We start from the raw sequence: 25,875 nt of genomic DNA, 5'->3' as shown, positions 1-25,875 counted from the left end.
TGAGCCGACCGGTCGGCTCAACTGGTATGGGAGACAACCTTGTCGACCGTTTCAGGGAAGAAGTCGGGTGCCGCGAGGCGTTTGCCGAACATCATGTCGTATTGCAACAGACGGAAATCGCGGATCGCCGGGTCGATCTCCTTCTGCCGAGCCCAGTCGGACGTCGCCTCGCCCGTCGGCGTCAGCAACAAGTTGCGGTCGACGACGCGATAGCGCTCCCGCATCTCGCCCAGGAAACCCGTGTAGTAGGGGTGGGTGATGCCCGCGGCGGTCAGGATATGATAGGGCAGGAAGGCAGGGCTCACCGTCCCCAGATTCTCGACCGGGCCCGAGCGGTTCGACCAGATGATCAGCGGTGTCGCGTGGTGTTCGAGAGCCGCCTCCGGCGTCGGTTCCTTGCGTGGCGCGACGTTGTCCTTCAGGAAGCCCGTCTCGACATAGACCGGTCCGAGCGGCGGCAGGTGGTCACCGAAAAAGGCGACAATCGTTGGCCGCTCGCGCGTCTTGGCCCATTCGATCAGCCGCTCGAGGCCGCGGTCCGCGTCGGCTGAACCCTCGGCGTAGGAGATCAGCGAGTCACGCGCCCACTGGCTGATCGGGGCTTGCACCGAGTGGGTCGGGTTCGAATAGCGGTTCGGTTCATACGGGCCATGGTTCTGCAGGCTGACGGCGAAGAAGAAGACCGGGTCGTCGCTGGCGTCGGCTTCGCGGATGATCTCGTCGGTCATCGCGGCGTCGGATGCCAGCGGTCCGCGCTTTTCCATGGGCGGCAGCGTCTCTTCCGATTTGAAGTCGTTGAAGCCGAAATCGGCATAGACCGCGCCGCGATTCCAGAACCAGTTTGTGCCCGGATGGATGGCGCGCGCCCTATAGCCTTCGCTCTTCAGGAAGGTCGCCATCGACGGCGTCGGGGTGCGTACATATTGCTGGTAGGGGATGCTGCCGGCCGGCAGGAAGGCGTTCGAGAACCCGGTCAGCGCTTCGAATTCGATGTTGGCGGTCATGCCGCCGAATTCAGGCGAGAACATCGAGCCCGAGCGGAGCGCCCGCACATTGGGGATCGGATCCGGGGTGATGGTGACGCCGGGCAGCTTGGTCGAATCCCAGAAGGATTCGCTCATGACGACGATGATGTCGGGCTTCTCGGTAGGTACCGAGGCCGTCACATTGGTTCGGTCAATGGCCGCAATTGCCTTGTCGGAATAGCCTGGGGGTGCCGAGACATGCGCCATCGGCACGTTGAGCGCGAAGGCGAGCGCAAAGCCGTTGGAGGCGTAGTTTTCCTTCTGGTCCCACATGATGGGGATGATCTGCAGCCGGTCCCGCGTCCACGAGAAAGTGGCGTAGTCCATGATCGAGACGAAGAAGGCGAGCAGCGGCACCGCCAGCGTCAGCCGGGCAAGGCGGCCCTTGTGGCTGAGGGCTGGAACCTTGCGGCGCCAAAGCCGCCAGCCGTAGACGAGCAGGGACAGGCCGGCGACGATGCCCGCGACCATGGCGAGCGCGGTCATAGGCCGCTCGCGCACCAGCAGCGGCAGCAGGGCGAAGATCTGGCGGGCATAGAGAAAATCCGTTGGATAGAGCGGATCGCCGAGATAATGCGATTTCTGGTGGCCGACAAAGGCCAGCGACAGGGTCAGCGGCGCTACGATCATCAGGCTCTGATGACTGCGCCCGAGCACCGCGTCGAGACCGATCAGGACCAGCGCGAACACGACGATGGTTGTCCAGCCCGGCTTGAACGGCTGCAGGAAGAAGGAAATAGTGCCGGCAACATCGCCGCGCACGATCAGTTCGATGGCGAACACCAGTACTGCCGAGATCGCCAGGCTGATCAGCCCGTAACGGACGACCGGCCATCGCCGGCCCGGCAGATAGCCGGTGGACGGATCGTCTTCCAGGAACTGCGGCGCGGCGTTGCCGGCACGTTTGAAGCTCTTTGCCACTTTAACTTCCCACCCCAAGACAATCCACGATTGTCATATAATTGTCACGCAAAGCTAGCGCCTGTGACGAAAATAAGAAGAGCCAGCAAACGATTCGTGAGCGGTTTTCATCAGGTGTGATCGTCGCAAAGCCTTTGGGAACAGGCGCTCGGCGCATGGTTCGGATTAGGCTCCGGGTTGAACCGGGCTTGACTTGGCGGCCTGCCTTGCGTCACAGGCAGGGAAAATTCGTAGTATCAGTCAAGCAAAACAAGTCTGGGGAGCCCCGCATGGCCGTCGCATTCACCTTTCCAGGACAAGGAAGCCAGGCTGTCGGCATGGGCAAGGATCTTGCCGATGCCTTTCCAGAGGCGCGCGGGATCTACCAGGAAGTCGATGACGCGCTTGGCGAAAACCTGTCGAAGCTGATCTGGGAAGGTCCCGAAGAGACCCTGACCCTGACGGCCAATGCGCAGCCGGCCCTCATGGCGGTATCGCTGGCGGCGATCAGGGCGCTGGAAGCGCGCGGTTTCTCGCTGAAGGATAAGGTCGCCTATGTCGCCGGCCATTCGCTGGGCGAATATTCGGCACTCGCCGCCGCCGGCTTCGTTTCCGTTGCCGATGCCGCCCGTCTGCTGCGCATTCGCGGCAATGCCATGCAGGCGGCGGTGCCGGCCGGCGAGGGCGCCATGGCGGCGATCATCGGGTTGGAGCAGGCCGATGTCGAAGCTGCCTGTGCCGAGGCCGCCCTGGGCGCTGGCAAGGCCGCTGCCTGCCAGGTGGCGAACGACAATGGCGGCGGCCAGCTGGTCATATCAGGCACGAGAGCCGCGGTGGAACTGGCGGCGAGACTGTGCACCGAAAAGGGTGCCAAACGGGCCCTGATGCTGCAGGTTTCGGCGCCTTTCCATTCCGCGCTGATGACACCGGCGGCCGAGATCATGCGCGAGGCGCTGGCGAGCGTCGCGAGGGCCGCGCCGGTGGTGCCCATCGTCTCCAACGTCACCGTCACTTCGACCAGTGACCCCGATGAGATCGCACGGCGTCTGGTCGAACAGGTGGTTGCCCGCGTGCGCTGGCGCGAAACGGTGGAATGGTTCGGCGCCAACGGCGTCTCCACGCTTTACGAGATCGGCGCCGGCAAGGTGCTTTCGGGCCTGGCGCGGCGTATCAACCGCGACATCGCCACCGCCTCTGTAGGTTCCGCGGCCGAGGTCGAGGCGGCATTGGCGGCGCTTGCATAAAACGCCATTTGATACCATCCCTATGCGGGGTGCCCTCTTCTCAACCTGGAGACAAAAATGTTCGAATTGACCGGCCGCAAGGCGCTTGTCACCGGCGCATCGGGGGGCATCGGCGAGGCGATCGCCAGGGTGCTGCATGCGCAGGGCGCGATCGTCGGCCTGCACGGCACGCGCCTCGAGAAACTGGAAACGCTGGCCTCCGAACTGGGCGACCGGGTCAAGCTGTTCCCGGCCAACCTGTCGAACCGCGACGAGGTCAAGGCACTCGGCCAAAAGGCGGAGGCCGATCTCGAGGGCGTCGACATTCTGGTCAACAATGCCGGCATCACCAAGGACGGCCTGTTCGTGCGCATGTCGGACGCCGACTGGGATACTGTGCTGGAGGTTAACCTCACCGCCGTTTTCAGGCTGACCCGTGAACTGACCCACCCGATGATGCGCCGCCGCCATGGCCGCATCATCAACATCACTTCGGTGGTCGGCGTGACCGGCAATCCCGGCCAGGCGAATTACTGTGCCTCCAAGGCCGGTATGATCGGCTTGTCGAAGTCGCTGGCGCAGGAGATTGCCACCCGCAACATCACCGTCAACTGCGTCGCTCCGGGCTTCATCGAATCGGCGATGACCGACAAGCTCAACGACAAGCAGAAAGAGGCGATCATGGCGGCGATCCCCACGAAGCGCATGGGCACCAGTGCCGAAGTGGCGTCCGCCGTTGCCTATCTGGCTTCGAACGAGGCCGCCTACGTAACCGGGCAGACCATTCATGTGAATGGCGGTATGGCGATGATCTGAGCGAGGATCTGAGCGAGGTCCGCGGTAACATCGCCGCGCTGTGAAAACCCACCATTTCGGCTTGGACCTTGGCTATTTTTCGTGTAATGCGGCCCGCAACCCGGCGGTTCGGGCAAAAACCGGTCCGTGGCCGTTGCGTTTCCGGCAGGACCATCTTTCAGCTTGATTAGCGGCATTCCGCCCGCTAACGAAGACAGACAAACAAAAGACGAGGATGCCCAAATGAGTGACACCGCAGAGCGCGTCAAGAAGATCGTCATCGAACACCTTGGCGTCGATGCCGACAAAGTGACGGAGCAGGCGAGCTTCATCGATGATCTGGGCGCTGACAGCCTCGACACGGTCGAACTGGTCATGGCGTTCGAAGAAGAATTCGGCGTCGAGATCCCCGACGACGCAGCCGAGACCATTCTGACCGTCGGCGATGCGGTGAAGTACATCGACAAGGCTTCGGCCTGACGCTTTCGGCAGTCATCACCGGGGAGGACCTGCGATGAGGCGTGTCGTCGTCACGGGCCTTGGCCTGGTTTCACCGTTCGGTATGGGCTTCAAGCACGGCTGGAAGGAACTGCTGACCGGCCGCAGCGCTGCCAAGCGCGTCACCGAGTTCGAGGTGGACGATCTTGCCTGCAAGATCGCCCACGTCATTCCGCGTGGCGACGGCTCCAACGGCACGCTCAATCCCGAAGCCATTCTTGAGCCGAAGGAACTTCGCAAGATCGGCGACTTCATCCTGTACGGGATCGCGGCCGCCGATGAAGCGCTGAAGGATTCCGGCTGGCAGCCTTCAACCGAGGAGGAGCGTTGCGCCACCGGTGTGCTGATCGGCTCCGGCATCGGCGGTCTTGAGGGCATCGCCGAGAACGCGATCATCCTCAAGGAACGCGGCCCGCGCCGCATCAGCCCGTTCTTCATTCCCGGAAATATCATCAATCTCGTGTCGGGCCAGGTTTCGATCCGGCACGGATTGAAAGGCCCCAACCACGCTGTGGTCACTGCTTGCTCGACCGGCGCGCACGCCATCGGCGACGCCGCCCGGCTGATCATCTTCGGCGATGCCGACATTATGCTGGCCGGTGGCGCCGAATCGCCGGTGACCCGGCTTTCGCTCGCCGGCTTCGCCGCCTGCCGGGCACTCTCGACCGAGCGCAACGATAGCCCGCAAACGGCCTCGCGGCCTTACGACCGCGACCGCGACGGCTTCGTCATGGGCGAAGGCGCCGGTGTCGTCGTGCTGGAAGAGCTCGAGCATGCCAAGGCGCGCGGAGCGAAGATTTATGCCGAGGTGACCGGCTACGGCCTGACCGGCGACGCCTATCACATCACCGCACCGGCAGAAGATGGCGACGGGGCCTTCCGTTGCATGACGGCCGCGCTGAACCGGGCAAAGCTTACGCCAGCCGATGTCGACTACATCAATGCGCACGGCACCTCGACCATGGCCGATACGATCGAACTCGGCGCTGTCGAGCGGCTGGTCGGCAATGCGGCGTCCAAGATTTCAATGTCGTCGACCAAGTCGTCGATCGGCCATTTGCTGGGAGCAGCCGGCGCGGCCGAAGCGATCTTTTCGATCCTCGCCATCCGCGACAATATCGCACCGGCGACCATCAACCTCGACAATCCCGAACGCGAAACCGCGATCGACCTGGTGCCGAACAAGCCACGCCCGCGCCAGATCGACGTAGCCCTGTCCAATTCCTTCGGCTTCGGCGGCACCAACGCCTCGCTCGTTTTCCAGCGGTATAATGGCTGACGGTCCGGTTGCCGGGCAATGCTTTGGCGTGCCGTCAATTTTGCCATATTCGCCCCTACTCTGCCGCAGGGGATTCGTTGAGAGATCGAACGGTAGGGCGAAATGAACACAAATCCGTCAGACAACGGAGAATTCGGGCAAAGGCCGGCGAATACCGGGCCGATCGTGCCGAAGACGGCCAGCGAGGCGCTGCGGCCGGAAGCCGGAACGCCGCCGCCGAAACGCTCGCGCGCTTCGCGCAGCCAGGTCGTCGTGTTCATGAACTTCGTCATCTCCTCGGTGATGCTGATGGTTCTGGCGGCGGGCGTGGCCCTCTATTTCGGCAAGCAGGAGTTTACCGAGCCCGGCCCTTCCGCCAATGGCGACACTTTCCTCGTCAAGCCCAACAGTGGCGTCCAGGATATCGCCGACCAGCTTGAGCGCCGCGGACTGATCAGCGACGCCCGCGTATTCCGCCTCGGCGTGCGTGCCTTCGGCAACGATTCCGCACTCAAGGCCGGAGAATACGAGATCAAGCCCAGGGCATCCATGCGCGACATCATGGAACTCCTGAAGAGCGGCAAGTCGGTGATGTATTCGCTGACTATTCCCGAAGGGCTGACGGTCGAGCAGGCCTTGCAGCGCATCGCCGACGAACCCGCCCTGAGCGGCGATATGCCGGCGAAGACGCCCCCCGAGGGCAGCCTTGCCACCGACACGCTGCGCTTCACCCGTGGCGCAACGCGTCAGCAGATGGTCGAAAAGCTGCTCGCCGATCAGAAGAAACTGGTCGATGAGGTGTGGCAGCGGCGCGCGCCGGATCTGCCGCTGGCCAACGTCGAGGACTTTGTCACCCTGGCCTCGATCGTCGAGAAGGAAACCGGCAAGGGCGATGAACGCTCACGGGTGGCTGCTGTCTTCCTGAACCGGTTGGCCAAGGGCATGCGCCTGCAGTCCGATCCGACCATCATCTATGGTCTGTTTGGCGGCAAGGGCAAGCCGGTGGACCGCCCGATCTACCAGTCCGACATCCAGAAGCAGACGCCTTACAACACCTATGTGATCAGCGGCCTGCCGCCGACGCCTATCGCCAATCCAGGCCGCGCGGCCCTCGAGGCCGTGGCCAATCCGTCGAAGACCGACGACCTCTATTTCGTCGCCGACGGCACGGGCGGTCACGTCTTTGCGTCGACCCTGAACGAGCACAATGAAAACGTCGCCCGCTATCGCGCGCTGCAGAAGAAGCAGGCCGATGAAGCAGCCAAGGCCGCCGCTGCCGCCGGTACCAGCGGCAGTGCCGACAAGCCTGCTGCCGACAACGCTGCTTCCGACAAGCCTGCTGACGACAGCGACGGCACCGGTGGCGACAACGGCGATGCCGGCGGTGATGCGGGCGCGGTCCAGTAAGGTGAAGAAAGGCGTTGCCTGGAAGGCGGCGGCCTGACATTTGAAGGAACGCCGGGCGTCCGATTTCGACGCATTCGCGGTGTGGTCATTTTAAGCCGCGCTTGCCCCTCCGGAAAACCGTTTCGGGGTAAGGCGCCAGGGGGTGTACAGGGCGACATGAATTTGCAGAGCATGACCGGTTTTGCGCGCGTCGTCGCCGAGCATGACGGCACCGCGATTGCCTGGGAAGTCAAATCCGTCAATGGCAAGAGCGTCGAGGTTCGCCTGCGGCTGCCTCAGGGATTCGAGCGGCTGGAGCCTGTGGTCAGGCAAACGCTGCAGAAGCGTTTCGCCCGCGGCAATTTCCAGGCGACGCTGACCATCGGCCGCGCCGCCAGCGCGCAGACGCAACCTGTCGTCAACGAGGCGTTTTTGAAAGATCTCGCCGGTCTGGCCAAGCGGCTGCAGGAACAGTTCGGCGTTGCGCCCGCGACGGCTGACGGATTGCTGTCGCTGCGTGGCGTGCTCGACGTTGCCGAAACCATCGAAACCGAAGAAGTGCGGGCCGCGCTCGATACCTCCATCATGGCCGCGCTGGACGTGGCGCTGAACGGCCTGGAACAGGCCAGGCAAGGCGAGGGCGCCGCGCTGGCCGTGCTTTTGTCCGGCCATATCGACACCATCGAGACACTGACCCTGCGCGCGGAAGCCGACCCGTCACGCGATACGGCGGCGATCCGCGAACGCATTGCCGAGCAGGTCCGGCTGCTGATGGACGCATCCGCCAATCTGGATGCAAGCCGGCTGCACATGGAGGCGGCGTTCCTTGCCACCAAGGCCGATATTCGCGAAGAGATCGACCGGCTGAAAACGCATGTCGCGTCTGGCCGGGCCTTGCTCGAGGGCGGCGGCGCCGTCGGCCGCAAGCTCGATTTTCTGGCACAGGAATTTAACCGCGAATCGAATACGCTGTGTTCGAAGTCGAATGCCGCCGCCGTCACCGCGATCGGGCTGGAACTGAAGGCGGTCGTCGACCAGTTTCGTGAACAGGTCCAGAATCTGGAGTAGCCGATGGTCGCCAACGAACCGATGGTTCCCAGGGATATGGGGTCCCGCATCCGCCGCCGGGGGCTGATGCTCGTCCTGTCGTCGCCATCGGGTGCCGGCAAGTCGACGATCGCGCGCAATCTTCTGGAGAGCGACTCCAGCCTCGAACTGTCGGTCTCGGTCACCACGAGGCCACGCCGCGGTTCGGAAATCGAGGGCGTCCATTACCATTTCCGTACCATGCGCGAATTCGAGCGGCTGCGCGATTCCGACGCGCTCCTCGAATGGGCGGAGGTGCATGGCAATTGCTATGCGACACCGCGCGAGCCGGCCGAACTGGCGCTGGCGCAGGGCCGCGACATGCTGTTCGACATCGACTGGCAGGGCGCCCAGCAGCTCAAGGAGAAGATGCGTGCCGACATCGTCTCGATCTTCATCCTGCCTCCGTCGATGAAGGAATTGAAGGCGCGGCTGAAGCGGCGCGCCGAGGACCAGGAAGCGGTGATCGAGACGCGGCTGAAGAACGCCCGCAACGAGATCGAGCACTGGAAGGAATATGATTTCGTCATCGTCAATGACGATCTCGACCGTGCCTTCGCCGAGGTTCGCGGCATCGTCGTGGCCGAGCGGCTGCGGCGCGACCGCCGGCCCGGTCTCTTCGATTTCGTGTCGGGATTGTTGGACGAAAAGACCGTCTGACCGGCGTCAGGGCGCCATGCCCTCGACCAGGATCAGATGTCGGCTGAGCGCGGCATCGCGTACCTCCAGCGCCGCCGCATATTCGGCGGATGCGTACCAGCGCCTTGCCCGCTCGATGTCGGGAAATTCGACGACGATCAGCGGACCAGGATGCCAATCACCCTCCAGCGTCTGCACTTGGCCGCCGCGCACCAGATAACGCCCGCCATGCCGGGCGATCGAGGCCGCGGCGCGGGAGCGGTATGTCTGCAACGCCTTTTCGTCGCGGACCGTGACATCGGAAATGACATAGGCGGGCATTCCTGGTTCTCCGGCATGTTCGCCAGACTACCTATGCCTCGGTCATCACAATTCCAGACCTGCCGGCGCTAGACCGCATTGGTCAGCCGCACGAACTCCTCGACGCTGAGCGTTTCGGCACGTCGCGTCGGGTCGATCCCCGCTCTTTCGAGCAAGGCCTCGCCGCCGAGGCTTTTCACGCTCTGCCGCAGCATCTTTCGGCGTTGGCCGAAGGCGGCTTCCGTGACCCGGCCGAGTTTCTTCACCTCGGCGGGCAGGGGCGTCGCGCGTGGTTCCAGATGCACCACCGAGGAGGTGACCTTGGGCGGTGGCGTGAAGGCTTGAGGCGGGACGTCGAAGGCGATCCTGGCCTGCGTGCGCCAGCCGGCGAGCACACCCAGCCTGCCATAGGCATCGCTGTCGGGCGCGGCGACGATGCGCTGCGCCACCTCACGCTGGAACATCAGCGTCATCGAGGCATAGAAGGGCGGCCAGTCCGCGACCGTCAGCCATCGGACCAGCAGTTCGGTGCCGATGTTGTAGGGCAGATTGGCCACGATCCGGACCGGAGCGTGGTCGGTCCTCGAGGCGAGGGCGGCGAAGTCGATCTTCAGCGCGTCGCCTGAAATCACCTCCAGCCGATCTGGGTAGTGAGCGGACACCTCGGCAAGCGCCGCCAGGCAGCGTTCGTCGCGCTCGATGGCGACGACCCGGCGGGCGCCGTTCGATAGCAGCGCCCTTGTCAGCCCTCCAGGCCCGGGCCCAACCTCGATCACCGTGGCATTCGTCAGGTCGCCGGCACTGCGTGCGATCTTGCCGGTCAAATTGAGATCGAGCAGGAAGTTCTGGCCGAGCGCCTTTTTCGCCTGCAGCCCATGGCGCTCGATGACGTCACGCAGCGGCGGCAGCCCATCGATGCTCATGCGCGAAGACCGGAAGCGAAAGCGCTCATGCGGTGCCAGCAGCCTCTGCGTCGACGTCAGCCAGTCTTCTGGCGAGCTTCAGCGCCGCGATCAGGCTGTCGGGTCGCGCCACACCCTTGCCGGCGATGTCGAAGGCGGTGCCGTGGTCGGGCGAGGTGCGGATGAAGGGCAGGCCCAGCGTGACGTTGACCGCCTCGTCGAAGGCCAGCGCCTTGGCCGGGATCAATGCCTGGTCGTGATACATGCACAGTGCAGCGTCGTAGCCTGCCCGCGCTCGGGCATGGAACAGCGTGTCGGCGGGCAAGGGCCCGAAAGCATCGATGCCTTCAGCGCGCAGGATGTCGACCGCCGGGCGCACGATATGCTCGTCTTCCAGGCCCATGGAGCCGCCTTCGCCGGCATGCGGATTGAGGCCCGCAATGGCGAGCCGCGGCCTGGCGATGCCGAAGCGGCTGGCAAGGTCGGCCGCCGTGATGCGCGCGGTCGCGACGATCAATTCGGTGCTTAGGACCTTCGGCACCTCGGCCAGAGCGATGTGGATGGTGACGGGAACCGTGCGCAAGTCGGGGCCTGCCAGCATCATCACCGGCATCGCCTCGACGCCGCTGTGCCGAGCCGCCAGATGCGCCAGATATTCGGTGTGGCCGGGAAAACGGAAGCCGGCATCGTAGAGCGGTTTCTTGGCTATCGGGCAGGTCACCACGGCAGCGGCCTCGCCGGCAAGGCAGGCGGCGACCGCGCGGTCGATCGCTTCGATGGTGCCGGCTGCATTGGCCGGGTCGGGTCGCCCGGGGCTGTCGATGAAGCGCGCCGTCAGGGGAACGATCGGCAAGGCGCGGCCAAAGACCTCGATCGCCTGCACCGGCGTCACTTCCTCGACAGGCAGCGAGACGCCAAGGTGGCGTGCGCGCGATGCGACCACGGCCGCGTCGGCCAGCAGGTAGAAGGCGGGCAAGCCGACGGCGTTCCGCGCAAGGAAGGCGGCGATGGCGATTTCAGGGCCGACACCGGACGGATCGCCGACGCTCAACGCCAGCGCGGTCATCGTGCTGCTCACGTCAGCGCTTGACGATGCGGGCTTTCGCCTTCAGCTCGTCGACATATTTCTTGCTGAGATCGTCGGCGGCCTTGTCGCTGGAGCCTTCGCTCTGGAACACCATCTGGGCCGTCTTGTCGTCGGATACTTCGCGCGACGAGCAGATGCCGATGAATTCGACGCCGCGTTCGGTCTCGCGTGTGACGGTGGCGCCACCGACCTTGGTCGCCTTGATCTGCTCCGCCCAGTCCGGCGGCAGTTGCGGCGCCAGAATCCGGCCGAGGTCGCGAACGGTGACGTCGATCAGGCCTTTGGCGAACTCGCGCGTCGTGTTGCAGCCGTTGAAGCGGGCACGCATGGCGTCGGCCTCGCGCTTGCGTTTGGCCAGCGTCGCGCTGCGTTCGGCCGCTGGCACGACGAAGATGACCTGCTGCAGCATGTATTCCATGGCGCTCGGCTTGGCTCCGCCCTTGTCAAGCATGCGCCGCACCGCGTCCTGTTCGGTCACGCTGCCACCTTCGCCGGAGCGGTAACGTGCGCTCAGGGCCTGGTTCCATGCCATCTGGGCGCGAATGAACTCCTTGAAATGATCCTTGCCGACGCCGGATTTTTCCATGACGCCGTTGAGCTGGCCGAGCTGCATCTTGTTGTTGGTGGCAAAGCGCTGGTAGGCGGCCTCGACCTGGGCATCGCTGATACGGATGCCAAGCCGTCTGGCCTCGGCCATGCGCAGCGTCTGGTCGATCATTTCCTGGGCAGCGTCGCCCTTCTTGCGCTGCAGCTTCAGGAAGGCGGCACGATGGGCGATATCACCAGTGGTGATTGCTATGTCGTTGACGACGTATTTGATCTCGCTGGCGAAGGCCGGCGGCGTCATCACTGTCATCGACACGGATGTCGCCGCCACAAGCAACGCGAACCCTGCTGAAAAGAGGTATTTCCTCATCGTTGGCATCCCAATTCTATCCCGGCTCCGCCCAATTCCGTCCCCTTCCGGATACGCGAATCCGTGCCAGCCCTATGCGGCGAAACGATGTCGCCCCTTATTGGATGGTGTCGACTGCGTTGGTCGACGAGCCGAAGTCGCCGAGGGTACGGAACGACAGGTTGAATCCGATGCTCTGCGTCACTTCCCTGGTGTTCAGGTCACGCGACTGCGCGTACGTCATCAGGTAAGTGAAGCAGGAATCGTTGTAGGCGAAGCCCACCCCGTCCTTGACCAGCAGGCCTTCCTGCAAATCGTAGGTTCCTGTTCCGAACACGCGCCAGTTCTCGGCAAGATGCGTCGATGCGCCGAGCGTGACTTCGTGACGGTCGGTCGTGAAACCATAGAGCGGCTGGGCCTGGATGAAGGCATACTTGGCGCTCAACGACACCGGCAGGCCGGAATAGGCGGCTTTGAACTCGGCGCGGCGGATCTCGAAGCTCTGTTCGTCGAAACGGCCGCTGACCGAGGCCGCGAATCCATTGGGGCTGGTTATGCCAAACAGGCCGACATAGTCGGACTTGGTCGTCTCAAGCCCCGAATTTGCGCCGACATTGACCAGATCGGGTGCCGCGAAGGAGTTTTCGCCGCCGATCTGATAGGACTGGCCGAAGATCGCATTGGTGCCCCAGCCATTGATGTACGAGCCGGAATAGCGCAGCCCGACATTGGCACGCGAGCCGCCCTCGATGCGGTCATAACCGGAGAACTTGTCGCGTTCGAACAGCGTGGTCGCATCGAAAACCATGCTCTGCGCGTCTTCGTTCGGAACGGAGAGTCCGCCGACATACTGTTCGTTCGGGCGCAGGAACACCTGTGCCATCGGCTCGACAACGTGGCTCGACCCGCTGGCCAGCGAGAACAACAGGGGCCAGCTCATCTCGAGCCCGGCGGTCGCCATGTAGCGGGCAAAGGACGAGCGCATGTCGTCCTGCTCGCCCAGATTGGTGGCCATCTGGTTGATCGCGGCGAGCGAGGCCGATGATGGTCTGACATAGTCGACGTCGCCTTGCAGTGCTAGCAACGGTGTCAGCACCAACCCGTCATCGGTGACAAAGCTCCGTTTCCACTCGGCCTCGGCGGTAAGACGGCTGGACTCGCCTTCGATGCCGCGCACGCGCTGCGTACCTGACGGGGGGTAGTAAGGGGTGAAATATGTCTCGTCGAGATCTTCGCGGCGGATGACGCGCGTATTGACATTGAGCGACAACTGGCCGCCGGCGACCGATGCGTCGGGGATATAGGCATAGTCGAGCGAGGGCAGCACCCAGGGCTGCTGGCCGCTTCTCGCCGCGACATTGTCGTTGAGCGTATTTTCCTGGACTTCGAAATGCATGGCACGCACGTCGAAATAGTTACGGTCATTGAGACCAGTCAGGTAGACCGACGACTGGTGGACGTATTCGTTGTACTTGTTGATGTTGTAGGTGTGCGAGAAATCCTTGTCGGTCTGCAACAGCACGTCCCAGCCGAAATTCCAGCGTTCGTTGATCGCGAACTGCCCCTGCGTGCCCATCATGCCGCGGAACTTGTTGGAATCGCCAGCCGCGCCCGAATCGATGTTGCGGCCGGCGCTGTCGATGAAGGCGTCGGGATTCTGCTGCTGGATCCCGGCGACCTTAAAAGTGTATTCGCCGTTGTTGAAGCGCTGGCGCCATTCGGCTTCGCCGAGGAAGCCCTGCTTGGTGTAGCCGCTTCCGGTCACCGTCAGGTCATATGTCGGCGAAAGGGCGAAATAATAGGGGACCTTGACGCTGTACCCCAGATGGCTGTTGTAGCCGATGCCGGGGATCAGGAAGCCGCTCTTGCGCTTCACCGTCGGGTCTGCGATCTCGAATGCCGGCAGGTAGGCCAGCGGAAAACCGAAGAACTCGAAATTCGCGTTCTCGAAGCGAACCGTCTTCTTCTCACCGTTCCAGATGATCTTCCTGGCTTTGACGCGCCAGGTCGGCGCCTTGTCGGGCTTGTCCTCGCACGGTTCGCAGGCGGTGTAGACACCATTATGGAAAGTGGTCAGCACGCCGCCCATGCGTTCGGCGCTTTCGGCGGCGAAATAGGCCTTGTCGACGGTTTCAACGCGCAGCGCGTTGACGAAGCCGTCTGCGAAATCGTCGGTGATGTCGATGTGCTGCGAATTGATCTTGGTGCCGTCGCTGTTGACGATCTCGACATTGCCGCTGGCAACCATCCGCTTGGTGTTGCGGTTGTACACGACCTTCTGCGCGACGAGGCGGTTGCCGCCATAGTCGATCTGCACGCCGCCAATGGCGGTCACTGTCTGGTTGTCGTTGTTGTATTCCAGGGTGTCTGCGGCCAGCAGCATCTGCGAGCCGGACGGAACCGTGGTCGCCATGTTGCCGACATCCTGCGCGAACGCCGGCAGCGGGACGCCGCAGGCGACCAGGCACGCCAAGGCGCTCGCCGCATAAAGGCGCGCCAAACGGGCCTGCCTGTCGCTGGGCAAAAACGCCTCCCTCACTAGCCGTCTTCCTTGTATAGCAGGAAAGTCACCCCGAAGAACATAGCTACCACGACCGGTACCCATGCGGCTATGGCAGTCGGCACGAACCCCGCCACGCCGAACGCCTTCACCAGCACCGAAACGACATAAAGCAGAAACCCGGCAACGACGCCACCCAGAATCATCGTTGCCGACTGCCCCATTCGCGCAAATCGCATTGAAACTGTTGCCGCAATCAGCGTCATGGCGACGAGGAGGAACGGCAACGCCACCAGCGAATCAAACTGCATGGCAAAGGCATTTGCCTTGAGGCCGAAGGAACGGGCAACCTCGATTTTTCCGGGCAGGTCATAGAAGGGAATCGTCTCCGGGCGCGCCAGCCGCTCCTGCACGAATTCCGGCTTCAGATTGGTCGGCACACGATCGTTCGCGACGGGCTGGATGGTGCCGTTCCTGAAGGTCTTCACATCCTGCAATTCCCAATAGCCGTCGCGCAGGTAAGCACGCGCCGCATCCTTGCGCTCGACGATATTGCCTTGCTGGTCGAGGATGAAAAAGACCGCGTCGGACAACTCCAGACCCTGGCCGAGGATGGCGCGCGCGCCGATGATCGTGTCGCCGGAACCGGTTTTCTGGCGGATCCAGGGAGCGGCATCGGCCGAAACCGTGTTGGATTTGCCGGAGCGCAGCTCGGTCTCGATCTGTTCGGACAAGGAGAAGGCGTGCGCGGCGAGCGGGTTGATGATCCCGACCGATACGGCGCCGAACAGCAGTGCGCCGATGCAGCATGGCAAAAGGAACTGCCAGGCGGAAACGCCCGCGGAGCGCGCGATGACGAGTTCGTAACGTCGGTTGAGCGACACCAGCGTCGCCATCGCCGAGAACAAGCCGACAAACGGCACCGTCTGCAGCATGATCATCGGCATGCGAAGGCCTGAAATGGCCATCGCCGTGCCATAGGTGAACCCCGGCAGGCCGGTGGTGCGGCCGGACAGTTCGGTGAAATCGATAAGGAATACCAGCGCCAGAAGGCCGAGGAAGAACCAGATCGTGATCGCCACGTAGCGGAAGAAGAAGTAACGGCCCAGCGTCCAGCCCATCAGCCGGCTCCTTGGCCTGAGGTGTCGCGCCTGGATAGACGCAACTTGAGGGCATTCCAGCCGTCACCGATGCGGCTGGCCAGGTTTGTCATCCAGTCCGCCCAGGCAACCGGCAGTTCCATGGTCCGGTTCGACACGATGAACCAGATCGCCACCGCGGAAGCCACGATCGGCACGCCATAGACCACATAGGAATATTGCGGGACCTCGTCGGCCTTGCTCGCGGCGAAGAAACCCAGCCAGCGCACGAACAGCGATATCGCGATGGCCGTGATCAGCGGATTGACGCGCGCCTCGCGATGCGAACGCGCGTCTCCCGCGACCGCGAGCGCGATCAGGGCGAAAACCATGGAGTATGTCCATTCCGAAAACCGCTGGTCGACCTCGGCCCGGTACTCCTGCGGATTTTGCTGATAGTTCTTGTCGTTAGGGCTTGGATTGAGCAGGTACTGGGTCGTCTGGTCCTTTGGCAGGAGCGTCACCTGGTTGGCCGCCGACATGAAGGCCGACATGTCGAAGGCATAGGACGTGAACCGGATGACACTGAGGTCGCCAGTCAGCGTTTTGCGATGGATGACCCCGTCATTCATCATCAGCACCTTTTCGCCGCCGCGTTCGATAATGCTGCCGGTCTTCGCATAATAGACGAGATTGACGCCTTCCTCGCGCGAATCGGCGACGAAGATGCCACCCAGCCGGTTGTCGGGAAGCCGCTCGCCAATCTGCAGGAACAGTCCCTCCTCGATTTTCCGGAACGTGCCTTCCTGGATGATCAGCGACAAAAGGTCGGCGCGCGACTCCGCCACCAGGGCGCGGTTCTTCTGTCGTGCATAGGGGTCGATGCCGTTGTCCACGGCGAATGAAAAGACGCTGGCGGCCAGCGCCAGCAGCATGATCGGCCGCACGATGGTCCAACGCGAGGCGCCCGATGCGTTGACCACCGCGAGTTCCGAATCCGAATTCATCACACTGAGTGTCTGGGCGACAGCCACCACGAGCGCGAAAGGCACGACGATCGGAACGATGGAGGGGAGAATAAGAGACGCGACCTCGAAGAAGGTCAAGGCTGACTGACCGCTGTCGGTGACCAGGTTGATCTTGGCCAGTACCTGCGTCGTCCACACGATGGCCAGCGTCCAGACCAGTGCTGCCAGGAAGACCACGCACGCGCGGCGCATGATGTAGCGTTCAACGACCTTCATGAAGGCTTTACTCGATTTTCTCGAACGGCATCATGCCACCACCCCAAAGGTAGCTGTCCGGCGACGCCCGCACAACTGGCTCCGTTGGGCTGCGTTGGGCAGGCGAGCCGGTTCCCGTCCCACGTCGCGTGCCGCAGTAGGCCGGAGTGTCGGCGGCAATGGATAAGAAAGGACGAACATCGATGGTTAACAACAGGTTGCGGCATTAAGCGGGCCGTGCCGCGACGAATCGCCATCGATTCCATGTCTCATATGGGTAGCCATTTTGGCAAAGTCTTGCCAAATGCCGGAAAACGACCAAATGTCGCGGATCGCTTCAAACCGCTTCGCGCATCATCGCGCAATCCCCGAAAGCAGGACATGATGAACCCGAGACCATCGATCGCCTTTGCAAAATTCGTCGCGCCCCAGTCGGCGGCGAACAGGAAGGGCACGGTCTTCGTGCTGTCGGCGGATGATGGCTTGAGCGATGCGGCCAGGGCTTACGATCCGGGCAAGACGCTCGATCGGGCTTTCCCGATCGCCGAGTTTACCGGCAAGTTCGCCGGCACTGTCGAAATCCTGGCGCCGGAAGCAACATCGCTCGACAGGTTGGTCGCGATCGGCGCCGGCAGGGTGTCGGGGCTCGATGAATATGCCTGGCTGAAGCTCGGCGGCACCATTGCGGCATCGCTGCGCAAGGCAACCGACGTGGCCGTGGTCCTTGACCTGGCCGGCGCCTCGCCCGATGGCAAGGACGCCGCGAACCTCGCGGCGGGCATTCTTTTGCGCGGCTATTCCTTCGACAAGTACAAGACCAGGAAGGATAAGGACGACGGCCAGGGGGGCGGCCAAGGGGGCGGCAAGGCCGATCCGAAAAAGCCGGTCAAGGTGACCATCCATACCGCCGACCCGGCGGGCGCCAAGAAGGCCTTCACCGAGGCCGAGGCGGTGATCGACGGTGTGCTTCTGGCGCGCGATCTCGTCAACGAACCGGCAAACGTGCTGGGACCTGTCGAGTTCGCCGCCCGCGCCAAGGACCTCGAGGCGCTCGGCGTCAAGGTCGAGATCCTGACCGAGAAGGAGATGAAGAAGCTCGGCATGGGCTCGCTGCTCGGTGTCGCGCAAGGCTCGCCCCGCGGCGCCCGCATGGCGGTCATGCAATGGAACGGCGGCAAGCCCAAGGACAGCCCGGTCGCCTTCGTCGGCAAGGGCGTCACGTTCGACACCGGCGGCAATTCGATCAAGCCGGCCTCCGGCATGGAGGACATGAAAGGCGACATGGGCGGCGCTGCCGCCGTGACCGGGTTGATGCATGCGCTCGCCGCACGCAAGGCCAAGGCCAATGTCGTCGGCATCATCGGTCTTGTCGAAAACGCCGTCGACGGTCATGCCCAGCGCCCGGGCGACATCGTCACCTCGATGTCGGGACAGACCATCGAGGTGCTCAACACCGACGCGGAGGGGCGCCTCGTTCTGGCCGACGCGCTGTGGTACTGCAACGACCGCTTCCAGCCGAAATTCATGGTCAACCTGGCGACGCTGACCGGCGCCATCATGGTTGCGCTCGGCCTGCATTATGCCGGCCTGTTCTCCAACAACGACGAACTGGCGCAAAGGCTGACTGCGGCCGGACAGTCAACGCAGGAACGGCTGTGGCGCATGCCGCTCGGCGCCGAATACGATAAGCTGATCGATTCCAAGAATGCCGACATGAAGAACATCGGTGGCCGCTACGGCGGCGCGATCATCGCCGCGCAGTTCCTGCAGCGCTTCGTCAAGGACACGCCCTGGGCGCATCTCGACATTGCCGGTACCGCGATGGGCTCGCCATTGAACGAGATCAACCAGTCGTGGGGTTCGGGTTTCGGCGTGCGGCTGCTGGACCGGCTGGTGCGTGATCACTACGAGAGCTGACGTCGATCCATGGCCGATGTGCTGTTCTACCATCTGACCGAATCGACGCTGGAGGATACATTGCCCGGCCTGCTCGAGCGCAGCATCGATCGTGGCTGGCGCGCCGTGGTGCAGACCGGCACCGAGGAGCGGCGCGACGCGCTCGACCAGCATCTATGGACTTTCCGCGATGATTCCTTCCTGGCACACGCGACCGATCGCGAGGCTTACCCAGCTGAACAACCAATCCTGTTGACCACCGGCAACGGCAATCCCAACGAAGCCAGGATCAGGTTCCTGGTAGACGGCGCGGCGGCGCCCGACCTTGACGGCTACGAGCGTGCGGTGTTCCTGTTCGATGGCCATGACGCGGCCCAGGTCGAGATGGCCCGGGCGCATTGGAAGACGATGAAGGACGCGGGCCACGCCGTCACCTACTGGCAGCAGACCGCGGACCGCCGCTGGGAGCGCAAGGCGTGAGAGCAGGAAAAATTGGAAACGGTTTTTCCCGGGAAAAGCGCGTAGCGCTTTCCGTAGGGAGTTGGGTAAAGACAAAGAGCTGGAGCCGTTCATCGTGTCCGTGAAGCGATGAACGGCTCCAGGTCGGTTGCTTTCGCAGATGGTGCTGTCGGCTATTCTGCTTTGATGCGTTTCTGCTTCCGGCTGACGTAGTCGCCGTATTTCAATTTCATGAACTCGTCTGCCCGGTTGCGATGCGAGCTCCTGAAGACGTACCAGTCGCCATGCGGTAACTTGCGCTGGTAGAGCACTCTGCCGGTCTGGCGATGCTCGAAGCAGGTGAGGGCGTTGGAGTCGCCGCCCGCGCCGTGCCATTTCGCGCGGAAGCAAAGCTTGCCGCCTCCAGGAATGAACCAGATGCCGTCGCCGTAGCCCAGCTTGCCCTTGCCCGAAGTCCAGGAGCTGAATTGACGGCGCTGCACAGCAAAGTAACCGGCACCGTTTCGACCCCAGAGCCACGAACGGTTCTGGTACATCTGGTAGATGCCTTCGTCCGGTACCACCTCGGCTTTCATAGCCTGGTCGGTGATTTGCGCCGCCGTCTTGGCCGTCGCCGGAAGCTGGAAAGCAAAGAGAGCGATGGAACAGGCAAGTGCCGTTCCGATACAATTCCCTAGAACTCGTTTCACGACCCCACCCCTACTATTTTACGCCACGCCCAATTTTCTACGCTACGCCCAATTTACGTTTGAATTTGCATCTGGCGCAGTAAGTCTAGGGCAGGATATGCTGGGTAACCCTCCAATCAGGCAGCCCATAGCCACCCAACCATGGCCACGTTTCCTTCTGGTTGAAGTAGACGACCGAGGTCAGCGCCGGAAACTCCGAATAGGACTTGCGGGAATCGGCATCCCATTTCGAAACATATTCCTGCGTCCCGACATAGCCGAGCTCCGCCACCTCGATCGGCTTGTTGAAACCCGCGACGCGGTCATAGCCGGGCTTCAGCGCCTCGGCGAATGTACGGTCACGACCGGCCTCGTCATTGTCCTTTTTCTGCAAGCCGAACACCGACAGGCCAATGACGTCGACGTAGTCGTCGCCAGGGTAATATTTCTCCAGGCCCTCTTCACCTTTGGGTGACCACATGTATTTGGCAGCTGGAGCAGCCTTGCGGCAGAGATCGACCTCGCGTTTATAGGCGGCGATCCAGTCCTTGGGAGCCCAGTTGGCCCACGTGAAGCGGCCGTTCTTGTCCTCCATTTCCTGCGCCCAGCGAATGGTGACGGGGCTCTTCATCGCCCCCACCAAATTGCAGATTGCCTGCATGTTGGCGTCATATTTGCCGCTCAATATGCCGTCGCGCAGTTCGTTAGGCGTGATGCGCCAGTCCTTCGACCAGGTCCACGGCTCGATAGTGATCAAGAGCGACCGGTTTCGCTGAAGGGCATAGGCATCGGCCAAGGGAAGAGTTGCCAGATCGACGTCTTCCCAGGGCAGAAACAGCTCCTCGATGCTGGCGGTCTTGTCGGTGCTGAAATCGCCGTAGGGATCATAGGATCCGAACGCCGAAGCGGCGCTGCTCGTCTGGAAGGGGTCCGTCGCAGCGGTCGAGTCCGCGTCTCCCATCGTCGGGCATGTCATGATTCCGCCCAATGCCAGCGCGAATGCAAGTGCACTTGCCGCAGAGTTTTTCATGTTTGTTCTCCCATGGCCTCAAACCTCCGCGGAAGTCAAAGCCTCGCCGGTGCGCATCGATGCGTGATCGATACGATTACCCAAAACAAATCGGCTCAGTTGGGGAAATTCGTGGGATTTCGGAGCGATTGGTGGCGTGCGACCCTTCGCACGAAATCCACGTTACAGTTGTCTCTCAACGCACCGAAACAAGGGGCAGAGATAGACTTCGCCGCGATACTCACAAATTCGCGTCAACATTCCCGATATATCATCCCTGGCTAATTTAAGAGCCGGTCGGGACCAAGAGTCAAGTGCAATTAACGGTTGCTTAACCATGGCATTCGCAACATGGTTAACGCTGCCTTAGTCATCCCAGTCAGTGGGGCTTGGCCTACATCGGTTGAATTCTCCAACGCAAAAAGTTCCGGCTTGCCCTTTCGAAACTGGCCATTGGCCAGCGGCCGCGGAATTTGGCGCCCGATTCAAGGCGTAGGTTAACTAATACTCAAGAAGTATAGTTAAGAGATGTTTAATTTAGTTGACTCTAATGGAGCTCGAGTGGATTCTGAAGCCGGGTTTTAAGGTTGTTGGCCGGCGTTCGGCCAACGCTGAGAGTGGTGGCGGTACGTGTATGAGTGTTTCCGCGGACGTAACAACCATCAGCGGTAAGGCGAGGCCGACACGCCAGCCTCGGGCGGCTCTGGTCAAGGCGGCGGAGAAGGCTCCCTTTCTAGTGCCCATCCTGTCGGCCACCCAGCAATGGATCCTGCGGCTCGGCCTGGCTTTCTGGTTCTTCACCCTAGGCTTTTTCTGGGTCTGGTGGCTGGAGCCAGAGCATATCGAACACATCGGGCCGTTCACCGTTGCGACGCTCGTGCTGGCCTGGCTGACCCTGATGCCGATGTACTTCCTGCTCAACGTGCACGCGTCGAAGAAACCGTCCAAGCTTTACAGCATCCCAAAGCGTTCGCGGGTCGCCATGGTGGTGACCAAGGCTCCGTCCGAACCCTTTGACGTGATTGCGCGCACGCTGGAAGCAATGCTTGGGCAGGACTATCCGCATGATACCTGGCTGGCCGACGAGGACCCTTCGGAGGAGACGGTTCGCTGGTGCGATGCCCACGGCGTACTGGTTTCGACGCGCCGCGGCAGGGAAGATTATCACCGCAAGACATGGCCGCGCCGCACCCGCTGCAAGGAAGGCAATCTGGCGTTCTTCTACGACCATTATGGTTATGAGCGTTACGATTTCGTCGCCCAGATGGACGCCGACCATGTGCCGACGCCGACCTATCTCAGGGAAATCCTCTATCCCTTCGCCGATCCTGCGGTCGGCTATGTGTCGGCGCCGAGCATCTGCGACAACAATGCCTCCGAAAGCTGGTCAGCGCGAGGGCGGCTGTTTCCGGAAGGGATGTTCCACGGACCCTTGCAGTCCGGCCATACCGGCGGGGGGGCGCCGCTCTGCATCGGCTCGCACTATGCGGTGCGAACCAAGGCGCTGAAGCAGGCGGGCGGTCTCGGTCCGGAACTGGCCGAGGATCATTCCACCTCCATGCTGATCAACGCGGCCGGATGGCGCGGCGTGCACGCGATAGACGCTATTGCGCATGGCGATGGACCACAGACCTTTGCCGATCTCATCACCCAGGAATTTCAGTGGTCGCGGAGCCTGATGACGATCCTGCTCGAGTATTCGCCCGTATATCTGGCCAAGCTGTCGCCGCGATTGAGGTTCCAGTTTCTCTTTTGCCAGCTCTGGTATCCGCTATTCGCCGTCTTTGCGTTGCTGATGTACGTCATGCCGATATATGCGCTGACTACGGGGCGCAACTTCGCCAATGTCATGTATTTCGACTTCCTGTTCTACTATGTACCGAACGCGATTGCCCTGGTCGGCCTGGTGATGATGCTGAAAGCTTTCGGCGTGTCGCGGCCGATCACGGCCAAGACGATCAGCTGGGAAGGCACGCTGTTCCTCTTCTTCGCGCGCTGGCCCTGGGTATTGGCCGGCACGCTGTCGTCGCTGCGCGACTATCTGGCCAAATCGTTCGTCGATTTCCGTGTCACGCCCAAGGGCAGCGGCCCCAAGCACCTTCTTCCGGCTCGTGCCTTCGCGCCCTATATGGTGCTGGCGATCGGCGCGGCGCTGCCAGTCTTGCTTGTTGAACACCCCTTGGATGCGACCGGATTCTACTGGTTCGCTGCATTGAATGCCTTCCTCTACGGGCTTCTGGTGGCGGTCATCATCGTGAGGCACGTCATCGAGAACAAGATCCCGCTGCGCGCCAATTCCGCGAAAGTAGCCTTGCAGGCTTCGCTTGCCATGCTGGCGCTCGTCGTGCCGGCCATGGGTTTCTACGACCGTGGCATGGAGGGCGTCTACGGGCTGCAGCAAGGCGCCGGCGGCTTCCGCATCGTCCGCATCTCCTATGTGGTTTCCGGCGCTGGCCAAGGCAATATCGGAGCCCGCAATTTCTACTTCGATCCGGGTTGGGAAACGCGGCGCTGACGCCCAGAGGTATCCGCGCGCAAGAGCTCTCCTGAACTCCAATCATCTCGATTGACGGCTTCGATTGCTGCCCGGAAACCTGCCAGAGCTTCAGGCACGAGCAAATAAGCTCAAATTTTAATAATATTCGTCCGAGCGCTGAAATACTGTGCTCACCACGCCGTTTGTGCGAATTTTAATAAGTAACATCTAATATGTTCGCACGATGTGAGCGGCAATCGGCCGTTTGCACGGCGCGGGAAGCCACCAAAGAAAAATATCTCCGCGTCCAATCGACTTGCATTTCTCGGCAGGGGATAGGTGATGAATAAATTCATGAGGGGTTTAGCTGCTAAAGGCAGAAAAAATGCTTGGTTTATAGCTGCCGTTGCATTGATCTCGATAGTGTCCGGTTGTCAGAGCATGGATGCGATCAAGACCGGCTCACTTGCCGGCAAGACTGCGATGCATGCGCCTGGCAAGAAGATCCACTATGTCTGGAAGAAGCGGATTCATGTGTTCAACCGCAAGTCCCTGACACAGACGACCAGCGTGACGCGCACGACTGAGACGGCTTATGCCGTCTTCGTGCGGCCGCAGCGGGCCAGGACTGTTACGCTGGCGCCTATCGAGGTTTCTTACAAGCTGAGCAATGGCGGGCCGTTCCTCGGTCATTCGCCCTGGATTTGCGGTCCAAGCGGATTTGGCCAGCGTTCGAGTTGCCGCGCACGCTGACAAGAGTTCAGGGAGACCGGAATCCCGGGCGTGAGGCAGGCCGAGCCAGCCCCTCACGCCCGGAGTTCCGCTCGGAACCAACACCGCTCGACGGACGACTTCAAGCTTTCTTCGACCCGGCCTTGTGGTTGAAGACCAATCTCGCTTCAGAGCGTGCTGGCGGATCTTGTCGATCTCCGCGATCTCACGCGCCTCGCTATGGTGCAAAGGTTGACATCACTCCTGGCACGCCTGTTAATGCTGCTGGGTGCCGACCGCGCCGCCCAAAAATCCGGTGCTGCGTCGGTGATGACAGTGCTCCGTGGTGGGCGTCTTCGGTCACGATCGGATGGCGCGGTGCGGGGGATGCGAGACCGACATGCGATCGCCGATTGTGCTGACAGCTCCGACCGAATTCCCCTGGCAGCGCAGAGGCTCCAGGCTAACTAGAGAGCGGGAACCCGACCGCTCCGCCAGGGGCGTCCGACTCTTGTCTCTGCTGGTCATTTGTGGCCAATTGGCGGTTTCCGGAGCGGCTCACGCGGCCGACGAAAAGAAGCCGAAGCCCGTGGACGCAGCCGTCACCACGCCGACGCCTTTCGAGCTGCAACGTCTCTACACCGACCGCACCTGGTTATGGAAAGACGGAGCGGCCTATTTCGGAAAGACCGGCCGCCCCCTGAGGGCCTGGACGTCGGGACAGGATTCAGCCTCTGTCGCCGAAGGCAGGTGGCTGGCGACCAAAGACGGCAAAATGTGCATGGACCTCGCCTGGCGGTCCAAGAGCTACAAGGGCAAGCAGCAGCGCACCTGCTACAGCCACCGCATCAAGGGCGGAAACATCGAGCAGCGTAAAGATCCGGATGGGGAATGGTACAGTTTCAAACGAACTCCCGAGGATCGTTCCGACGAATACCGGAAATTCGAACCGGGCGACACCAAGGCCGCGCAGTTCGGAGAGACCCGTAAGTTGATCGATTCCAAGAATTAGGTCGGCCACGCTGAGAGCGGCATGGCTGGAAACGCCGTTCTTGGCTCCGATGCGCCCCTTTCCAATATCGCTTCGTCGCCGATGCATTCGGTGGTGTCAGATCCGGGCTGGCTGCTTTTGCCGGTGCCTGTCAAGGAAATTGCGAATCACTTATCATAAAGCGCGAAGCGGTTAGGCTGAACCTGCCGGCGCGCCATACGGGTTTTATAAAATTTAATAATTAGTGATGTCTAATATTTACGTGTGATGTGCGAGTAGGCACTGAAACGGCGAAGGCGACGCAACGCGCTCTTGGCTAGACTTAACTGCAAGGGACACATAGTGAACAATTCCGCAATGGGCGCATTTCGCACAAGCAAAAATGCCCTGTCTGTTGTGGTGGTGGCGATGACCTCTCTGGTTGCAGGGTGTCAGCTTATGGATGAAACCCAAACCGGTTCTGTTCTTATCGCGCCAGTCGTGCACCCGGACCGGAGCACGCCTTCATTCCGGCCAGTCCAAGCTGGATACGTCGTACATTCGCTCAGAGCCGAGCCTCAGGTCCTGATGACAAGCACCGAAAGAACTTACGCTTTTGCACCGCCGCCGCCGATCACGATCCGTACGTTTGGACCTAGGAAGGTCGCTTTTGATCCCGGCGATGATGGTGCGTTCCCGGGCAGTTCGCCCTACATCTGCAGTCCCAGCGGATTTGGCCAGCGCGCCAGTTGCCGCGCCCGCCCTCTCTGATCTATCGAGCAGCGACAGGTGCCGCGCCTTGCTTGGCGGCAGTACCGCCGGTTTCGTACGCAGTCCGAAAATGGGGCGGCCGTCCTGACGATCGTGTCGATGTCGGAAAGCTGCGGCAC

Annotated in this window: 22 protein-coding genes; 12 read left to right on the top strand and 10 right to left on the bottom strand. The window is 61.9% G+C overall.

Annotation, left to right across the window (positions count from 1 at the left end; translation table 11 throughout):
- Positions 1-17: 17 nt before the first annotated feature.
- Positions 18-1,946, bottom strand: a complete 1,929-nt coding sequence (locus tag O7A60_RS22345; protein WP_337108032.1) for an LTA synthase family protein — start codon at positions 1,944-1,946, stop codon at positions 18-20.
- Positions 1,947-2,215: 269 nt separating this feature from the next.
- Here O7A60_RS22345 and fabD point away from each other — a divergent pair, with 269 nt between their 5' ends.
- From fabD to gmk, 7 genes are all read left to right on the top strand, one after another.
- Positions 2,216-3,169: an ACP S-malonyltransferase gene (fabD, locus tag O7A60_RS22340; protein ID WP_337108031.1), complete on the top strand. Its 954-nt coding sequence runs from the start codon at positions 2,216-2,218 to the stop codon at positions 3,167-3,169.
- Between the two features lie 57 nt (positions 3,170-3,226).
- The gene (gene fabG, locus O7A60_RS22335) at positions 3,227-3,964 is read left to right on the top strand and encodes a 3-oxoacyl-[acyl-carrier-protein] reductase (RefSeq protein ID WP_337108030.1); all 738 of its coding nucleotides are present in this window, start codon (positions 3,227-3,229) and stop codon (positions 3,962-3,964) included.
- A gap of 222 nt (positions 3,965-4,186) precedes the next feature.
- The gene (locus O7A60_RS22330; protein ID WP_006203723.1) at positions 4,187-4,423 is read left to right on the top strand and encodes an acyl carrier protein; all 237 of its coding nucleotides are present in this window, start codon (positions 4,187-4,189) and stop codon (positions 4,421-4,423) included.
- A gap of 34 nt (positions 4,424-4,457) precedes the next feature.
- Positions 4,458-5,720: a beta-ketoacyl-ACP synthase II gene (fabF, locus tag O7A60_RS22325; protein WP_337108029.1), complete on the top strand. Its 1,263-nt coding sequence runs from the start codon at positions 4,458-4,460 to the stop codon at positions 5,718-5,720.
- 102 nt (positions 5,721-5,822) lie between these two features.
- The gene (gene mltG / locus O7A60_RS22320) at positions 5,823-7,106 is read left to right on the top strand and encodes an endolytic transglycosylase MltG (protein WP_337108028.1); all 1,284 of its coding nucleotides are present in this window, start codon (positions 5,823-5,825) and stop codon (positions 7,104-7,106) included.
- Positions 7,107-7,262: 156 nt separating this feature from the next.
- On the top strand, positions 7,263-8,153 hold the full coding sequence (locus O7A60_RS22315) for a YicC/YloC family endoribonuclease (protein WP_027144116.1): 891 nt from the start codon (positions 7,263-7,265) through the stop codon (positions 8,151-8,153).
- A 21-nt stretch (positions 8,154-8,174) separates the two neighbouring features.
- Complete coding sequence (gmk, locus tag O7A60_RS22310; RefSeq protein ID WP_140509905.1) at positions 8,175-8,831, top strand: guanylate kinase; 657 nt, start codon at positions 8,175-8,177, stop codon at positions 8,829-8,831.
- A 6-nt stretch (positions 8,832-8,837) separates the two neighbouring features.
- On the opposite strand, the gene O7A60_RS22305 is transcribed toward gmk, so the two are convergent.
- The 7 genes from O7A60_RS22305 to lptF all read right to left on the bottom strand — a co-directional run bounded on the left by O7A60_RS22305 (position 8,838) and on the right by lptF (position 16,817).
- A complete protein-coding gene (locus O7A60_RS22305; RefSeq protein WP_027144114.1) occupies positions 8,838-9,131 on the bottom strand; it encodes a DUF1330 domain-containing protein in 294 nt (97 codons plus the stop codon).
- Between the two features lie 68 nt (positions 9,132-9,199).
- The gene (gene rsmA, locus O7A60_RS22300; protein ID WP_337108027.1) at positions 9,200-10,033 is read right to left on the bottom strand and encodes a 16S rRNA (adenine(1518)-N(6)/adenine(1519)-N(6))-dimethyltransferase RsmA; all 834 of its coding nucleotides are present in this window, start codon (positions 10,031-10,033) and stop codon (positions 9,200-9,202) included.
- A gap of 25 nt (positions 10,034-10,058) precedes the next feature.
- A complete protein-coding gene (pdxA, locus tag O7A60_RS22295) occupies positions 10,059-11,078 on the bottom strand; it encodes a 4-hydroxythreonine-4-phosphate dehydrogenase PdxA (RefSeq protein WP_337108071.1) in 1,020 nt (339 codons plus the stop codon).
- 13 nt (positions 11,079-11,091) lie between these two features.
- Positions 11,092-12,024 (bottom strand): peptidylprolyl isomerase, encoded by a 933-nt coding sequence (locus O7A60_RS22290; protein WP_027144111.1) that lies wholly within the window; start codon positions 12,022-12,024, stop codon positions 11,092-11,094.
- An 88-nt stretch (positions 12,025-12,112) separates the two neighbouring features.
- Entirely contained in the window at positions 12,113-14,533 is a 2,421-nt protein-coding gene (locus O7A60_RS22285; RefSeq protein ID WP_337108026.1) for an LPS-assembly protein LptD, read from the bottom strand.
- Complete coding sequence (gene lptG, locus O7A60_RS22280) at positions 14,533-15,618, bottom strand: LPS export ABC transporter permease LptG (protein ID WP_337108070.1); 1,086 nt, start codon at positions 15,616-15,618, stop codon at positions 14,533-14,535. The genes O7A60_RS22285 and lptG overlap by 1 nt, the downstream gene beginning before the upstream one ends.
- A complete protein-coding gene (gene lptF, locus O7A60_RS22275; protein ID WP_337108025.1) occupies positions 15,615-16,817 on the bottom strand; it encodes an LPS export ABC transporter permease LptF in 1,203 nt (400 codons plus the stop codon). Before lptF ends, lptG begins: the two co-directional genes overlap by 4 nt.
- Positions 16,818-17,180: 363 nt before the next feature.
- Here lptF and O7A60_RS22270 point away from each other — a divergent pair, with 363 nt between their 5' ends.
- Complete coding sequence (locus O7A60_RS22270; RefSeq protein ID WP_337108024.1) at positions 17,181-18,713, top strand: leucyl aminopeptidase; 1,533 nt, start codon at positions 17,181-17,183, stop codon at positions 18,711-18,713.
- A 9-nt stretch (positions 18,714-18,722) separates the two neighbouring features.
- Entirely contained in the window at positions 18,723-19,172 is a 450-nt protein-coding gene (locus tag O7A60_RS22265; protein WP_337108023.1) for a DNA polymerase III subunit chi, read from the top strand.
- A 152-nt stretch (positions 19,173-19,324) separates the two neighbouring features.
- Here O7A60_RS22265 and O7A60_RS22260 read toward each other — a convergent pair whose 3' ends face one another.
- Positions 19,325-19,840, bottom strand: a complete 516-nt coding sequence (locus O7A60_RS22260; RefSeq protein WP_027144105.1) for a DUF995 domain-containing protein — start codon at positions 19,838-19,840, stop codon at positions 19,325-19,327.
- 85 nt (positions 19,841-19,925) lie between these two features.
- The gene (locus O7A60_RS22255; RefSeq protein ID WP_415926843.1) at positions 19,926-20,849 is read right to left on the bottom strand and encodes a glycoside hydrolase family 26 protein; all 924 of its coding nucleotides are present in this window, start codon (positions 20,847-20,849) and stop codon (positions 19,926-19,928) included.
- Between the two features lie 613 nt (positions 20,850-21,462).
- Between O7A60_RS22255 and O7A60_RS22250 the strand changes: the two genes are divergently transcribed.
- The 3 genes from O7A60_RS22250 to O7A60_RS22240 all read left to right on the top strand — a co-directional run bounded on the left by O7A60_RS22250 (position 21,463) and on the right by O7A60_RS22240 (position 25,027).
- A complete protein-coding gene (locus tag O7A60_RS22250; RefSeq protein WP_337108022.1) occupies positions 21,463-23,343 on the top strand; it encodes a glycosyltransferase family 2 protein in 1,881 nt (626 codons plus the stop codon).
- A gap of 303 nt (positions 23,344-23,646) precedes the next feature.
- Positions 23,647-24,057 (top strand): hypothetical protein, encoded by a 411-nt coding sequence (locus tag O7A60_RS22245; RefSeq protein ID WP_337108021.1) that lies wholly within the window; start codon positions 23,647-23,649, stop codon positions 24,055-24,057.
- Positions 24,058-24,526: 469 nt separating this feature from the next.
- The gene (locus O7A60_RS22240; RefSeq protein WP_337108020.1) at positions 24,527-25,027 is read left to right on the top strand and encodes a DUF995 domain-containing protein; all 501 of its coding nucleotides are present in this window, start codon (positions 24,527-24,529) and stop codon (positions 25,025-25,027) included.
- Positions 25,028-25,875 lie beyond the last annotated feature (848 nt).

This window comes from Mesorhizobium salmacidum (SeqCode) (assembly GCF_037179605.1).
GTDB classification, from domain to species: Bacteria; Pseudomonadota; Alphaproteobacteria; order Rhizobiales; family Rhizobiaceae; genus Mesorhizobium; species Mesorhizobium salmacidum.
The sequence above is the reverse complement of the archived record's forward strand: the minus strand, read 5'-3'. Positions and strand labels throughout refer to the sequence as shown.

Bases quoted from the DNA above. Each gene is read 5' to 3' on its own strand.
- O7A60_RS22250 (WP_337108022.1), top strand. From the start codon at position 21,463: ATGAGTGTTTCCGCGGACGTAACAACCATCAGCGGTAAGGCGAGGCCG.
- gmk (WP_140509905.1), top strand. From the start codon at position 8,175: ATGGTTCCCAGGGATATGGGGTCCCGCATCCGCCGCCGGGGGCTGATG.
- O7A60_RS22270 (WP_337108024.1), top strand. From the start codon at position 17,181: ATGAACCCGAGACCATCGATCGCCTTTGCAAAATTCGTCGCGCCCCAG.
- fabG (WP_337108030.1), top strand. From the start codon at position 3,227: ATGTTCGAATTGACCGGCCGCAAGGCGCTTGTCACCGGCGCATCGGGG.
- O7A60_RS22265 (WP_337108023.1), top strand. From the start codon at position 18,723: ATGGCCGATGTGCTGTTCTACCATCTGACCGAATCGACGCTGGAGGAT.
- fabD (WP_337108031.1), top strand. From the start codon at position 2,216: ATGGCCGTCGCATTCACCTTTCCAGGACAAGGAAGCCAGGCTGTCGGC.
- O7A60_RS22255 (WP_415926843.1), bottom strand. From the start codon at position 20,849: ATGAAAAACTCTGCGGCAAGTGCACTTGCATTCGCGCTGGCATTGGGC.
- fabF (WP_337108029.1), top strand. From the start codon at position 4,458: ATGAGGCGTGTCGTCGTCACGGGCCTTGGCCTGGTTTCACCGTTCGGT.
- O7A60_RS22245 (WP_337108021.1), top strand. From the start codon at position 23,647: ATGAATAAATTCATGAGGGGTTTAGCTGCTAAAGGCAGAAAAAATGCT.
- O7A60_RS22305 (WP_027144114.1), bottom strand. From the start codon at position 9,131: ATGCCCGCCTATGTCATTTCCGATGTCACGGTCCGCGACGAAAAGGCG.
- mltG (WP_337108028.1), top strand. From the start codon at position 5,823: ATGAACACAAATCCGTCAGACAACGGAGAATTCGGGCAAAGGCCGGCG.
- lptF (WP_337108025.1), bottom strand. From the start codon at position 16,817: ATGAAGGTCGTTGAACGCTACATCATGCGCCGCGCGTGCGTGGTCTTC.
- O7A60_RS22315 (WP_027144116.1), top strand. From the start codon at position 7,263: ATGAATTTGCAGAGCATGACCGGTTTTGCGCGCGTCGTCGCCGAGCAT.
- O7A60_RS22330 (WP_006203723.1), top strand. From the start codon at position 4,187: ATGAGTGACACCGCAGAGCGCGTCAAGAAGATCGTCATCGAACACCTT.
- pdxA (WP_337108071.1), bottom strand. From the start codon at position 11,078: ATGACCGCGCTGGCGTTGAGCGTCGGCGATCCGTCCGGTGTCGGCCCT.
- O7A60_RS22290 (WP_027144111.1), bottom strand. From the start codon at position 12,024: ATGCCAACGATGAGGAAATACCTCTTTTCAGCAGGGTTCGCGTTGCTT.
- rsmA (WP_337108027.1), bottom strand. From the start codon at position 10,033: ATGAGCATCGATGGGCTGCCGCCGCTGCGTGACGTCATCGAGCGCCAT.